We start from the raw sequence: 15,296 nt of genomic DNA, 5'->3' as shown, positions 1-15,296 counted from the left end.
AGGGTATGTCGATTTTCTATTGTTTAGTAGATAGAAAATGGGAAGTATTTAGCGTTGATTTTTTGGTAAGTACCGTTCGCTAAAATTTCTTTTAGTGCTTCATTTAACTTATCTTTTAACTTATCGCCTTTACGAACAGCAATACCGATTTTGTCATTTTTCATGAAGGCAGCGCCTTTAAAATCGAATTTTTTGCCGTTGCCTGATGTTTTCAACCAGTTGTAAGTAGGCAGTTCGTCAGACAATACGATATCAAGACGGCCAGATACTAGATCTAGGTAAACATTGTCTTGGTTGTCATAAAACTTAAGTTTTGCTTTGCCCGTGTAGTGATCTTCCAAATATTGCGCGGCAAGTGTTGCACGCTGTGCACCAATCGTTTTGCCGTCTAAATTCTTAAGATCAAATTTTTCTCCAGTGCGACCTAAGAAACGCAAACCGCCAGAGTAGTATTTGTTTGTGAAATCAACGACTTTCTCACGATCAGGCGTGATGGACATAGACGCGATAATAGCATCGAATTTACGTACTTTCAGACCAGGAATAAGACCATCCCAATCCTGAGTAACCACTTCACAATCTGCTTTCATTTGCTTACACAATGCATGAGCAATATCGACATCAAAACCTTGTGGCTTGCCAGCGGAATCAATGTAGTTGAAAGGTGCCCAAGCCCCTTCTGTCGCAAAACGAATTTTTTCTGCTGCTTGAGCAGAAACACCTGTTAGTGCAGCACCAACAAAAAGAGCCGACCCGATTATAATAGTTTTTAATTTCATGAAAGATTCCTTAGTGAATAATTATTTTTTTCATTTCTGCGACCAAACAGCTGCTTAGTCTTTTTTCTAAAACACACTTGATATGAACGCTTTGCATCGCTCTGAATCTGGAGATCCAAAGACTTTACTTGGTATGCCTTTTTCTTCAACCACACCCTGATGAAGAAACACCACCTCGCTGGATACCTCTCGAGCAAAATTCATCTCGTGAGTTACGATTAGCATGGTTCTGCCTTCATCAGCTAATTTACGCATAACACCTAACACCTCGCCAACCAATTCTGGATCAAGCGCCGAAGTAGGTTCATCAAACAAAATGACTTGCGGGTCCATCGCCAGTGTTCTAGCAATCGCAACACGCTGCTGCTGACCACCAGACAATTGGTTTGGATACATGTCTTTTTTATCTGCGATGCCTACTTTATCCAGTAGATGCTCCGCGTATTCAATCACTTCACGTCGTGGACGCTTAAGCACATGAGCTGGACCTTCCATGACATTTTGCAAAATAGTCATGTGTGGCCACAAGTTAAAACTTTGGAAAACAAAACCAATTTGTTGACGCATTTTCGTCAGTTGCTTCATATCCCCAGGAACCAAGTCGGTTCCACCAGGAGTCAACTTCAAAGATTCGCCATTAAAAATGATCTCTCCTTGAGTTGGATTTTCCAGCATATTGATGCAACGCAAAAATGTACTTTTTCCTGAGCCACTTGATCCAAGAATAGAAATAACATCACCGTCATAGGCTTTAAGTGAAATACCCTTAAGCACTTCTACATTACCAAACGTCTTATGAATGTCTATTAGCTCTAGAGCTGGGACTTTCGACATGTTTATTACCTTTTTATATATCGTTTTTATTTTCAAGTACGAAAATAGCACATTCAAATACTGTTCCAGTTTTCCGATGAGCACGAAAAAAAATCATTCGTAGCTCAAAACAACCCATTGAACATATTTTAAATTATTTTTTCCACAATTGTCTTTTTTTCCTGTCGGTTTGATCAGGTTGACTCACCTTAATTTGCAAATTCTTTCTTTCAGCCCTTGGAGACAACCCAAAAAAGCTTTTATACGTTGTACTAAAATGGGGCGCGGTGGTAAATCCGCACTCTGATCCAATCTCTGTAATCGACTTATCCGTCTGCACTAGCATTTGTTTTGCATGCTGTAGTCGTAGCTCTAAATAGTATCGAGAGGGCACTGCGCTCAAATTCTGTTTGAATAACCGTTCTAAATGACGTCGAGAGACACCCACATGATAAGCAATATCATCAGAAGATAAAGGCTCTCGAATATTCGCTTCCATTAATTGCACGGCTTCAACCAATTTTGGCTGGCCTGTTCCAATACGAGCCTGCAATGGAATTCGCTGAGGGTCATCGTGGGTCCGAATTCGCTCGCAAACAAACTGCTCAGATATCGTACTTGCCAACGTCATGCCATGCTGTTTGCCAATTAGAAACAGCATCATATCCATCGCTGCCGTTCCGCCACTGCAAGTAAACCGGTCACGATCAACTTCAAAAAGATGGCTCGATACAATCGTATCGGGAAACTCATCGCGTAAATTGGCAATATTCCACCAATGTATGGTCGCGCGGTAACCATTTAACAGCCCAGCTTTGGCCAATAAGTAGCTTCCGGTGCAAAGCCCACCAAGGTGAATCTGCTTTTGCGCTTGCTTTTTCAACCAATTTTCTAAAGTTTGACTTTCGTTTTGTGTCACAGGTGAGGCACCACACACAAAAATAGCATCCAGATCCTTAGGTGTGTCCACTGTTAGGTAGTCAGTATGCGTTGTAACGCCTGTATTTGAGAGGATTTCACTCCCTCCATGACCAATCGTACAGAAACGATATAAGTCTTTTCCTGTTACCCAATTTGCCATATGCAAAGTTTCTATAGCGGAAGAAAAACCTAGCATTGAATAGTTGGGTAGCAGCAAAAAACCGTATTTTTGTGGTTTTTTACTCGCCTGCATGATTTCTCTCGATGCAAATTCACTCTTGTACAAATTATTATCCTGCGATCAGTGAGTAAAAAAGAAGTTTATTTCGTTTAAAATGGATAACAAAGGGTTTTCCTGTTTGAATCAAGCTCTATTTATTAAAAACATTCAAATAAGAGAACTAAATGTCGCTATTACAAAAATTGATCCCTTTCAAAGGAGACTAGTTTTCATAATAATCACTTTGCAGTCCTAATACAGTACTTTTGTGATCTTGCTATGACAACTCGTTTTATAAAGAACACCACTCATGAGGATGAGTTCTAATGACTGATAATAAAAAATGCGAATTAATCGACCGAATTGAAGCTGAAATCCGAGATAACTTTAGTGCTAACGAAGCTAAAAATCTCGTTCATCTGACCCATTCATACTTCCAAGATTCATTAACGGAAGACATGGTGAACGAATCCATCGAAAACTTATATGGCACTATTGTATGCCTATGGGATTTTTTACAACAGCGATCTGGCTCTGAGCCTAAGGTTCGTGTTTATAACCCAAACTATGAAGAGCATAGCTGGCATTCAACACACACTGTTATCGAAATTTTAACCGATGATATGCCTTTCCTCGTCTCCTCTTTCAATATGGCATTGGTACGTTTGGGTCATACCATTCATTTAACCGCTCATCCGGTAATTTCTACTACTCGTAATAAAAAAGGCGATCTGCAATCTATCAATGTAGATGGTCCTGTCGAATCTCATGAAGCCCTAATGCGCTTTGAGATTGATCACTTGTCTGATACCAATTTATTAGATGAAATAAAAGACGAACTACTTTTAAGCTTAATCGATGTCAAAAAAGCCGTTACTGACTGGCCTACGATGCGCACAAATCTAAATGAAATCATCAGTGAATCTGAAAAAATTGTTCATTTAAAGAACAATGCAGAACACCAAGAGAATCTTGATTTTTTACGCTGGGTAGCAAACAACCATTTTACCTTTATTGGTTTTCGCGCCTATGACCTCGTTGTCGAAAAAGAAGAAACGCATCTTAAATTAGTTAACGGGTCTGGTCTTGGCACGTTCCGCGATGTGAATGACAAAAAGGTCAAACGCGATATTATTCTTAATAATCGCCTAGCCGAATTGGCAATAGACAGCACAAACGTACTTATCTTAACGAAATCAACCGCGATATCCACCGTTCACCGCCCTGTTCACCTAGATTATTTAGGGGTGAAACGTTTCGATAAACAAGGCAAGGTCATTGGTGAATGGCGCTTCTTCGGTTTGTATTCTTCTGCCGCGTATGTTGCTCGTTTACAAGATATTCCTTTATTGCGTAAAAAGCTCGATCATATTATTGAGCGTGCAAATGTGGATCCGAATAGCCATAAAGGCAAGAACCTCAAGCACATTCTAAATAGCTACCCGCGCGATGAAATGCTGCAAGCTCCAGTGGCGGAACTGTACGATACAATCGAAAGCATCTTGGCAATTCAAGAACGCCGTCAATTACGCGTATTCTTGCGCAAAGATATTTACGGCCGCTTCTTAAACGCCTTGGTATATGTACCTCGTGACCGTTACAACACTGAATTGCGTGTTCATATGCAAGGCATCTTGATGAATGCCTGCAATGGGACAAGCTCTGAGTTTAATGTTCAGTTTTCTCAGCTGGTATTGGCCCGGGTCAACTTCACTATTCAAATCGCTGATCCACAGAACAGCCCTTCTATCGATGTGGAAGACATCCAACGTAAGATGCAAGAGGCGATGAGTTCATGGGAAGACAAGCTTCTAGCCGCATTACAAACCAGCAATGGTGAAGAGACGGGCAACACCCTCTTTTCTCAATACGCCCATTACTTACCAGCGGCTTACCGTGAAGACTTTTCTCCAAACACGGCTGTTTTAGATATTGAGCGTCTTAACTCTTTAGCCGGTGAAGGCGACATTAGTACTCACCTATACCGCCAAGTGGGCCAAAACAAAAACAACTACTTCTTTAAAGTCTACGGCTCTGGTACGTCTTTAGTACTGTCTGATGTATTGCCGATCCTTGAATGTATGGGATTACGCGTTCTTGAAGCGCGCCCTTACGAATTAGACAATCACGAAGAAAACATCAAAAACACTTGGATTGTAGAATTTGCCATTAGTGTGGATGCCGACGTAAATCTTGAGAAAAGTGCACAACGTTTGGCTTTCCAAGATGCATTCAACCAAGTCTTTAGCCGTCGTATTGAGAATGACCGCTTTAACGCCCTAGTATTGGATGCCTCTTTGACGTGGCGCCAAGTCACTATGCTGCGCGCATTGACCAAATACTTAATGCAGTTACAAGTACCCTTCTCAGTACAGTACATGCAACAAACGCTAGAAAAGAACGCCAGCATTGCGCGTTTATTAGTGCAATTATTTGAACAACGTTTCGATCCTAGCCTAACGGCTAAACGCGATGAAAAAGTACAGAAACTGCTTGAGAAAATTGATCTAGAATTGGATCAAGTGGCGAACTTGGACGAAGATCGCATTCTGAAACATTACTTGTCTGTCATTCAGGCGATGATTCGTACTAACTTCTACCAACCTGATGTCAATGGCGAAATTAAAGATTACGTGTCTTTCAAATTAGACCCTTCTTTGATTCCTGCGGTGCCACTGCCTCGCCCTAAATTTGAGATCTTCGTTTACGCTCCTTGGGTTGAAGGTGTTCACATGCGTGGCGGTAAAGTCGCACGTGGTGGCTTGCGTTGGTCAGATCGTATGGAAGATTTCCGTACTGAGGTCCTTGGTCTTGTAAAAGCGCAAATGGTGAAAAACGCCGTCATTGTGCCATCCGGTGCAAAAGGTGGCTTTGTTGCCAAACAGCTTAAGAAAAATGCCTCTCGCGAAGAAGTTCAAGCGGAAGTCGTTCGTTGTTACACCACCTTTATCAGTGGCTTGTTAGACATCACCGACAACCTAGTACAAAACGAAGTGGTTGCACCTCTGTCGGTTGAACGTTACGACGAAGACGACCCATACTTAGTTGTTGCTGCTGACAAAGGCACCGCCACCTTCTCAGATCTTGCTAACAGCATTTCTGAACAATATGGTTTCTGGTTAGGCGACGCTTTTGCTTCTGGTGGTTCCAACGGTTATGACCATAAGAAAATGGGTATCACCGCTCGCGGCGCTTGGGAATCGGTTAAACGTCAGTTCAAAGAAATTGGCATAGATTGCCAAACCACTGACTTTACGGCGGTTGGTGTGGGCGATATGGCCGGTGATGTATTTGGCAACGGCATGCTGTTGTCTAAACATATCCGTCTAATCGCTGCATTTAACCATATGCACATTTTCATTGACCCTACACCGGATGTTGCTAGTTCCTTTGAAGAACGCCAGCGTATGTTTAAATTACCGCGCTCATCATGGGAAGATTACAACAAAGAGTTGATATCAAAAGGCGGCGGCATATTTAACCGTTCTGCGAAATCTATTCCGATTAATGCAGATATTCGTAAAGCACTGGGCATCGAAGGCAATACCAAGTCTATGGCACCAACAGACTTGATTAATGCCATTCTAAAAGCGGAAGTAGATCTGCTTTGGAACGGTGGTATCGGTACTTACGTCAAAGCAGAAAGCGAAACACACGCGGACGTTGGTGACAGCGGTAATAACTCACTGCGCGTTAATGGTAAAGAACTGCGCTGTAAAATAGTTGGTGAAGGCGGTAATCTTGGCTTAACACAACTTGGCCGTATTGAGTTTGCGCAAAGTGGCGGCTTAATCAGCACAGACGCCATCGATAACTCCGCAGGCGTAGACAGTTCTGACCATGAAGTAAACATCAAGATATTACTTAACCGTGTTGTCGAAAATGGCGATATGACAGAGAAGCAACGTAATACTTTGCTTGCTCAAATGACAGACGAAGTTGGTCATCTTGTTCTGCATCATAACTTAGGACAAAGCCATGTATTGTCCTTAGCCAATGCTCAAGCACCCGAACGTTTGGCTGATCACTGGCGCTTAATCCAATCGCTGGTTCGAGAAAGTCGACTAAATCGTGACATTGAGTTTTTACCAAGCGATGCACAAATCAAAAAGCGCTTGAACAAACATCAAGGCTTAACCCGCCCTGAGATTTCTGTATTATTGGCTTATTCCAAAATTAAGTTATCAGAGCAGTTGGTTGAAAATAATATTGGCGAAGATGAAGATTTGATAAACCAAATCCATCAGTACTTCCCGAAAGAACTAAGCAAACGCTTTGGCGATCAAATGGCGTCGCACCCATTGGCACAAGAAATCATTGCCGGCCATGTAACGAATAACCTTGGCAATCGAATGGGGCCAACATTCAGTACTTATGTGCAAGAAGAAACCAGCGCATCGGCTCTGAATCTTGTTCGTGCTTATATGGCTGCGGAAGATATTTTTGATATTTCATCGCTATGGGACGGAATTAATAGCTTGGATTTCCAAGTACCTAATACTGTCTTAAATGGTTTGTTAATCCGCATTCAGGCGTTATTAGAACGAGCTACGCTTTGGTTGCTACGCAATACTCGTGAAAGTCTGTCTATTCAACGTTTGAAAGACACTTACAAACCGGGTGTTGAAATTATTCGTGCCAATATGCAGGCGATTCTAACAGAACCTAGCCAAGCGCATTTAGCAGAAATTAATGCTGATCTCATTGCACAAGGTATTACCGCTGACGTTGCTGAAAAGCTATCGGCTCTGCATTACCTTTTCTACGGATTAGACATTATTCGTGTCGCCTCTAATACTGAAAAAGAAGTATTAGATGTCGCACAAACGTACTTTGCTTTGGAGATGGACCTAGAACTGCATTGGTTACGCCACAGTGTTCAAGAATTGTCTGCGGATGATATGTGGCAGCGCCGTGCAAAAGCAGGCCTTGGAGACGAAGTAGATAACAGCTTAAGAACCCTCACTCAGGAAGTCATTCAGTCGAGTTCTGACATCAAAGAACTCGACAAAAGATTGGCCTACTGGAGCGAACAAAATAGTGACAATATCAAGCATTACAGAACCACTTTCAAAGAAATTAAATCTGGAGGTGAACTCACGCTTGCTATGGTAACTGTCGCTATTCGCGAGTTGAGAAATCTGATATAAAGCAAATGGCGGCTGGCACTACAGCCGCCCATTTTAAGAGGTGTATACAAGTGACTGAACAAGTAACGAGAGCAACATTTGACGAAGTAATGGTTCCTAACTACGCACCTTCTGCGATTATTCCAGTACGTGGTGAAGGTTCTCACGTATGGGACAAGGAAGGTAAAGAGTATATTGATTTTGCTGGCGGCATCGCGGTAACGGCATTAGGTCATTCACACCCAACGCTAGTCAACGTCATGCGCGAGCAAGCTGACCAACTTTGGCATTTATCAAATGTTATGACAAATGAGCCAGCGTTACGCTTAGCTAAAAAGCTGACTGAAAAAACATTTGCTGATCGCGTATTTTTCTGTAACAGCGGTGGCGAAGCGAATGAAGCTGCGTTTAAACTTGCTCGCCGTTACGCGTTTGATCATTACGGTCCAGAAAAAAACGAAATTATCGCGTTTAATAAATCATTCCACGGACGCACCTTGTTTACAGTTTCTGTTGGCGGACAACCTAAATATAAAGAAGGTTTCGAGCCAACACCTGCAGGCATTAGCCACTGTGACTACAACAACATTGATCAGCTAAAAGCCTTAATATCTGATAAGACCTGCGCGGTTGTCATGGAACCCATCCAAGGCGAAGGCGGTATTATTCCAGCAGATAAAGAATTTGCTAAACAAGTTCGTGAATTATGTGATCAATATAATGCACTGCTTGTGTTCGATGAAGTGCAATCAGGCGTTGGCCGTACAGGTACCTTCTATGCTTATGAGCAACTAGACGTTAAACCTGATGTACTTACAACAGCAAAAGCTCTGGGCAATGGTTTCCCTGTTGGTGCCATGCTGGCAACTGCGGACGTGGCTAAAAGCTTAGCGATTGGTACTCATGGTAGTACTTACGGCGGTAATCCAATGGCGTGTGCTATTGCAGAAGCCGTTGTTGATATTATCGATACGCCTGACGTACTAAGTGGAGTAAACAAACGCCACGATCTTTTTGTTGCTGGCTTAACGGCTATTAATGAAAAATATCATGTCTTTAAAGATATTCGTGGTATGGGATTGTTGATCGGCGCTGAAGTGGTTGATAGTTTGAAAGGCCAAGCGAAAGCGATTCTTAACGCTGCGACGAAAGAAGGCTTATTTATCTTGGTAGCGGGTGCCGATGTGGTTCGTTTTGCGCCATCTCTTATCATCCCTGAAGCCGATATTGCAGAAGGTTTCGTTCGTTTAGAGCGTGCTGTTGCACAAGTTGCTGCAGAGCATAATCTGACTAAATAAGATTAATCTAACGCTTCTTACTCTCAGGTAACAACACTTAGAGAGCGTTATTAGACTTAATCAACATTAAAAATCGGGACTTAGATTTTATCTAAGGCCCGTTTTTTTTACCTTTAAATCATGAAATATAGAACCGTTAAGTCGCCGCTAACGTTATGCTCGATTTCGAGCTGCTTATTTACCAATCCCAATAACTCACGCATTTTTATTCTTTGTTTACAGCTTCCTTAATGGGAGTTTTATTGTTCTTCACTCGGTACTAGTTTAAGCTTCAAATAAGCATTATTAGGCAAGTATTTGTTAGATCAATCGCTTAGCCTACCCTTCGATTTTAAATTAGCCAAAGAGAGAACTATCCGTGTTTTTATCCTTTTTTCCGAAACCCAAGTTATTCTTTTTGAGCTTTGCCTTATGGGCACTTGTCTGTGTTATCGGCTGGTATCTTACGGTACAAAATTTAGGCGATACGCTAAGTTTAGGTTCATTGTTTAATGTGCACTTTCCTGAAGCCTTAGCACAAGGTGCTAGTGCCGCTGAAAAAGCGGCTTTTTCTCATAATCAAGAGGTCGCACTCGACGTCTGGTTATACCAATACATGATTGTTTGTTATGCCCTTTTTATCGGGGCGTGGGTTGCTTACGGCGGCCAAAAATGGGCTAAATGGTCTGTTATAGGGTCCGGTTTAATCGTCTTTATAACGTGGTTCCAAGTGCAAATTAGCGTCATGATTAACGAATGGTATGGTAGTTTTTACGACCTTATCCAGAAAGCCTTAAGCGCACCTAACAGCATCACGTTAACCGAATTTTATTCAGAGCTATCGACCTTCGCAACTATCGCGCTTGTTGCCATTACGGTCTCTGTTCTAAACAACTTTTTTGTCAGCCATTATGTTTTCCGCTGGCGCACCGCGATGAATAACTACTACACGTCAAAATGGCAGCAGGTACGCCAAATAGAAGGGGCGTCACAACGTATCCAAGAAGATACTATGCGCTTTGCCAGTATTGTAGAAAGTCTTGGCGTTCGCTTTTTAGACTCCATCATGACTTTACTGGCTTTCTTGCCTGTATTATGGGGACTTTCTTCTTACGTGACTTCCCTACCTCTAATAGGAGAAGTACCTCAGGCTTTGGTATTTGTCGCTATTCTTTGGGCTATTATTGGTACCACTTTATTAGCGGTTGCAGGTATTCGCTTACCTGGTCTGGAATTCAAAAACCAACGAGTTGAAGCCGCTTATCGAAAAGAATTGGTTTATGGGGAAGATTTCGAAGACCGTGCAGAACCGGCTAAGTTATCAGAGCTGTTCGCCAATGTACGAAAAAACTATTTCCGTCTCTATTTTAACTACCTATATTTCAACGTTGTTCGTTATGGCTATCTACAAGCTGGGGTGTTAATTCCACTGATCGCTTTAGGTCCTTCTATCGTCGCAGGTGCCTTTACTCTAGGTATAATGCAGCGAATTTCCAATGCTTTTGGTCAAGTTGAAAGCTCTTTCCAGTTCTTAGTAAACTCTTGGACAACCATTGTGGAATTACTGTCTATTCATAAGCGCCTAAAAGCTTTTGAAGCAGCGATTAACGACCAGCCTCTACCTGAGATTGATAAAGAGTTTATTGGTAAATAACACCACTTAATCCCTCTCATAGACATTAAAAAAGCCCGTATGAAATTAAACATACGGGCTTTTTTACATCGACAGTTTGGTCAAAAATCAGCTCACTGAACTGGTTATGAACCTATAAAAGAGATATACGGCATTAAACGTGAATATTCACACTTTGGCCAAGATTATCTGTTGTCATATGACTACCACTGCTCGCAGCCGGAGTAGGATTCACCACTTTAGCGCTTTCTAGCAAATCTAAAGCTTGCTGACCTTTATCGACGTGAGCCACTTTAGCCAAACTAGCGCCATACGCTTCTTTTGCATAAGACACTGCCGAGCTTGAATCGCTAATACTTGACATAATCAATCACTCCCAATCTATTCATGTAGCTGCAATAGATAAAGCACAGCTATCACTGATCAAAAATAAACCTATTAAGTCACTATAACGAAAAATTGATCACTTTACGACCAACTTTTATTCTAGACTACCATCTTTGTATCAGTAGATTTACTTCGCAATAAGACCTGCTCATTAAAGATCCGGTGAATTTACGAATTCATCCCAGTAACGACTAACCCACTCTTGATTCGCTATCAATGCATCCCCCTGAATAACTCGACCTTGCTTCTGCAAGGTTAATCTATGGGTATGGGAGCGATAAAGCGTGTAGGTATCGATCATTTTTTCTGCGGTTTCAGAACAAATCAAACCCACTTTAGACGCCGCTTCTATCTGACGTACATTGTCTGAATACTCCATAAGTTCTGGGTAACGACAAGACCAAGCCAGAACAAAGTATTGGACAATAAACTCAATGTCTATAATACCACCAGCACCTTGCTTAAGATCAAAACCCTTTTCCTTGCCACCAGTATCAAGATGAACACGCATTTTTTCACGCATTTTCACGACTTCGGCTTTTAAGTCTTCTCGATTGCGTTGCGAGCTAATCAAGGCTCTACGGCTGTCTTCAAACTTACCTCTTAACAAAGGCTCTCCAGCCAACGCTCGTGCACGGGTCAATGCTTGGTGCTCCCATGTCCAGGCTTTGTTCTGTTGATAATCTTGAAAAGCCTCTAAACTGGTGACTAACAGCCCAGAATTACCCGAAGGGCGTAAACGCATATCTACTTCATATAAGCGACCTGCCGCTGTAAAGCTGGTAATAATATGAATCAAACGCTGACCTAAACGAGTATAAAAGGTTAAGTTATCAATACTTCGCGCACCATTTGTATACCCGCTGGCTTTTGCGCCATGAATAAAAACAAGGTCTAAATCTGAGTCATAACCTAACTCCCAACCACCAGATTTTCCGTAACCAATAATCGCGAATTGTGGATGTTCAGCCTCGACGCCATCGCTGACAGGAAAGCCATGTTTGTGAGTTAAGTAGCGCCAAGCTTGATGAAGCACCTGCTCTAACAACACTTCGGCCAGCCATGTTAAGTGATCACTCACTTTCATTATTGGCAATATGTTTGTTATATCACAGGCTGCAATGCGCAAAATAATCGACAATTTAAAACGTCGCATCGCATCCATTTGCGCTTCTTCATCTTCTTCTGGTAGGCGTAATAATATCTGCTGTAACTCATCCTCTAACATGCTTTTAGTAGGGGGCGAAAATAAGGTAGAGGCATCAAGTAGCTCATCCAACAGTGACGGCGTTGCTGAAATAGCGTCACTGAACCAAGCGCTCTCTCGACACAAGCGGATAAGATGCGTGATCGCGGTTGGGTTCTCACAGAGCAGTACAAGATAAGCGGTGCGACGCAATACGGCTTCTAAAATCGGCAACACTCTATTTGTTACTAAATCAGGCTTACTTTCATGGGTTAATTGAGTGGCAAACATGGCTAAGAAGATCGCAAGGCGCTCTTGCCCGATAGGTTGCATAAAGGCGATGCTTTTAGACGATAGAAAAATAGCAATACGCTGAACAATGGCGTCTTTATCTTGCCAAACGATGCCATCCAATGCGTCGCTAATGGCTTCTTTATCGTTATTGTCGGCGTGTTTTAGCAATAATCGCCATGTGTCTTGGGTTTTAATTTCTTCACTGGTTTCTTCACCGTCATCGATGAGCTCTTGAAACACACTGTGTACGTTATGGCGTACTTTCCAAAGAGCCTCATCTAGAGCCTGCCATGAAGAAAATCCGACCATCAGAGCAATGCGCAAGCGTTCATACTCATCGTCTGGCAGCAACTGGGTTTGTTCATCTTTTACCGCTTGCAAAGCATGCTCTGTGCGTCTTAACAGTTGATATGCATCGGTGAGTTGTTCTACCTCAGTGGTGGTCAAATACTCTTGTTCATTAAGATAAGGTAAAACCTTTAATAACGCAGGACATTGCAGTCTGCTGTCCCGTCCGCCATGAAGAATTTGCAAGGCTTGGGCGATAAACTCAACCTCACGAATCCCGCCTTCACCCAACTTAATATTGTGCTCTATATCTTTACGACGCACTTCTTTAGCGATCATCTTTTTCAGATCTCGCAAAGCACCAATGGCACCGAAGTCTAAATATTTTCGGTATACAAACGGTTTTCTTAGCATTTCAAATGCAGCAATGTCTTTTTCATTTCCAGACATTACACGAGCTTTGATCATTGCATAACGTTCCCAATCTCGACCTTGATCTTGGTAGTAGTTTTCCAATGAATCCATATTTAAGACTAACGTACCGGACTGCCCAAATGGACGTAGTCGCATATCGACGCGAAAGACAAAACCGTCCGCAGTCAGTTGATCTAGATGTTGGATAAGCTTTTGCCCAAGCTTTGTAAAATATTCTTGGTGAGTCAGGCTTTTTTTGCCACCTTGTGTCTCACCGTGCTCACGAAAAGCAAAGATCAGGTCAATGTCCGATGACAAATTAAGCTCATTACCACCCAATTTCCCCATCCCAATAACGATCAGAGACTGGCGCTCACCACTCTCATCCAGCGCTTGCCCGTACAGTGCTTGGTAATGACTCTCTGTCCAATTCAAACTCGCATTTACACACACATCAGCCAAAACACTCAATCTTAACGTCAGGTCTGTTAGTGTGATTTTTTGCTGAATATCTAACGCTATCAGTCGCACCATCCACCACTGTCGATACGACCTGAGCCGCTTCATTAAAGCGGCTTCATCAAGATCGACAAGTGCTAAACTAGCGCCTGACGACGCTGAAACAAAAAAGTCTCCAGTGATTAAGTCATCAATCGAAGGCAAGTCAGGAAGCGCCTCTAAGCCTAGCAAGTCATCTAACCAATGAGGAAATCGTTCACACTGCTGATGAAGATAGTCACTTAATAACCAAAGCGGCTCTACAATAGCCACTTGTTGATCCGTTAATTTAGACAATCCATGCCGTTGTCGGGCGTCTTGAATCGCTTCGGCTAATAAACTGCGATTTTCTTGTTGTTCACAAAAAGATGCGTAAGCTGGATTTGAAACAGGAGAAATCAAAACGAGATCCTTATTAGCAATTTTGTTATTAACGGTATATTACTGCTCGGCTTTTATAAGCACTTTAACTTTTCATGCAAGCACAATATAGGTATCAGTGAGTCGTATCATGCGAGGCATTATTTAACCACTGACCAACTTCTAACATCACAATACCTGTTTCTTTCAAGCTAGCAAATCCAGAAATCAAATCACCATCAGTATGCAGCACTGCTTGATAAGCCTCGTCTAAAAGCTCTAAGCGTTTAGCAAATTCCTTTGGTAAGCAACGGCTCAGTTGCGTCATTGAATGGCGAATGGGTTGTATTAACACATCGTCTTTCATAAAGAACATTGCTTCCCAATATACAAGCCAGACTTCATACCAATACGTGGCTAACTCCAATGTCGTTGCAGAGCTATGAGGCTTATTAGGAAACTCAATAGTGCCTTGTTTCAGACGCACACCTCTTTGTGCTTTCGAGACGGTACTAACTTGCAACGGCAGTTGTTTTGCTAAAGTTAATGCAAAACGATACAAACCAGTTTCATCGCCTGCTTTAAGCTCAAGCTCTAGCTCTTTAATGGCGTCCTCACCATAAGGTGATGTGACCTTGCCCAAATCACACACAACTTCCATTAAGGTATCTTGCTCTTGTATCAGCCAAACTTGACGCTCAAAGTCGGTACGAAAGACTTCAACAAGATCTCGACTCCACGCCATATCTTTGAGTGTCTCTGGCAATGGCACTTCATCAAGGAGAGACAGGTCTAGCTGATCACTCGGAATCGTCCATTCCCATTCACCACGCGCGTGCATTCCCACTCTATTGCTACCGCGGGTTTTTACTGTTTGGATAAATTGTTGATTCACAGCACGTATACGCAAAGCTATCCCGGCTTGCATTAAAGTGGCATTTTCAGTATCAAAATAACCGTTCATCAAGGACAAGGTTGCTTGGCGCGATGTTGTCTTTGATTGCGAAAGCGCACAAATTTCATCCAGAAACTCACTTGTGGACTTGAGATACTCGGACTGAACCATTAACTTAAGCTCTAGCTCGGTAGCCATAAAT

The 15,296-nt window shown here is 42.3% G+C and carries 9 protein-coding genes; 3 read left to right on the top strand and 6 right to left on the bottom strand.

The window, feature by feature from the left end; all coding sequences use genetic code 11:
- Window positions 1-23: 23 nt before the first annotated feature.
- The 3 genes from V6259_RS15700 to V6259_RS15690 form a co-directional block, all read right to left on the bottom strand.
- A complete protein-coding gene (locus V6259_RS15700; RefSeq protein WP_133011824.1) occupies window positions 24-779 on the bottom strand; it encodes a transporter substrate-binding domain-containing protein in 756 nt (251 codons plus the stop codon).
- 66 nt (window positions 780-845) lie between these two features.
- On the bottom strand, window positions 846-1,613 hold the full coding sequence (locus V6259_RS15695) for an ABC transporter ATP-binding protein (RefSeq protein WP_341585366.1): 768 nt from the start codon (window positions 1,611-1,613) through the stop codon (window positions 846-848).
- 133 nt (window positions 1,614-1,746) lie between these two features.
- Entirely contained in the window at window positions 1,747-2,766 is a 1,020-nt protein-coding gene (locus V6259_RS15690) for a GlxA family transcriptional regulator (protein WP_133011875.1), read from the bottom strand.
- Between the two features lie 293 nt (window positions 2,767-3,059).
- Between V6259_RS15690 and V6259_RS15685 the strand changes: the two genes are divergently transcribed.
- The 3 genes from V6259_RS15685 (at window position 3,060) to sbmA (ending at window position 10,793) form a co-directional block, all read left to right on the top strand.
- Window positions 3,060-7,883 carry an NAD-glutamate dehydrogenase gene (locus tag V6259_RS15685; RefSeq protein WP_341585365.1) on the top strand — a complete coding sequence of 1,608 codons (4,824 nt, stop codon included), beginning with the start codon at window positions 3,060-3,062 and terminating at the stop codon, window positions 7,881-7,883.
- A gap of 50 nt (window positions 7,884-7,933) precedes the next feature.
- Complete coding sequence (locus V6259_RS15680; RefSeq protein ID WP_341585364.1) at window positions 7,934-9,160, top strand: aspartate aminotransferase family protein; 1,227 nt, start codon at window positions 7,934-7,936, stop codon at window positions 9,158-9,160.
- Between the two features lie 358 nt (window positions 9,161-9,518).
- Entirely contained in the window at window positions 9,519-10,793 is a 1,275-nt protein-coding gene (gene sbmA / locus V6259_RS15675; RefSeq protein ID WP_341585363.1) for a peptide antibiotic transporter SbmA, read from the top strand.
- 133 nt (window positions 10,794-10,926) lie between these two features.
- Here sbmA and V6259_RS15670 read toward each other — a convergent pair whose 3' ends face one another.
- The 3 genes from V6259_RS15670 to V6259_RS15660 all read right to left on the bottom strand — a co-directional run bounded on the left by V6259_RS15670 (window position 10,927) and on the right by V6259_RS15660 (window position 15,292).
- The gene (locus tag V6259_RS15670) at window positions 10,927-11,136 is read right to left on the bottom strand and encodes a hypothetical protein (RefSeq protein WP_341585362.1); all 210 of its coding nucleotides are present in this window, start codon (window positions 11,134-11,136) and stop codon (window positions 10,927-10,929) included.
- A 174-nt stretch (window positions 11,137-11,310) separates the two neighbouring features.
- A complete protein-coding gene (glnE, locus tag V6259_RS15665) occupies window positions 11,311-14,241 on the bottom strand; it encodes a bifunctional [glutamate--ammonia ligase]-adenylyl-L-tyrosine phosphorylase/[glutamate--ammonia-ligase] adenylyltransferase (protein ID WP_341585361.1) in 2,931 nt (976 codons plus the stop codon).
- Between the two features lie 94 nt (window positions 14,242-14,335).
- The gene (locus V6259_RS15660) at window positions 14,336-15,292 is read right to left on the bottom strand and encodes a CYTH domain-containing protein (protein WP_341585359.1); all 957 of its coding nucleotides are present in this window, start codon (window positions 15,290-15,292) and stop codon (window positions 14,336-14,338) included.
- Window positions 15,293-15,296: the final 4 nt, after the last annotated feature.

Origin of the sequence: Marinomonas sp. TI.3.20, from assembly GCF_038155025.1 — a bacterium.
GTDB lineage: Bacteria > Pseudomonadota > Gammaproteobacteria > Pseudomonadales > Marinomonadaceae > Marinomonas > Marinomonas flavescens.
Note: the sequence above shows the minus strand (reverse complement) of the source record. Positions and strands in the feature narration are given on the sequence as shown.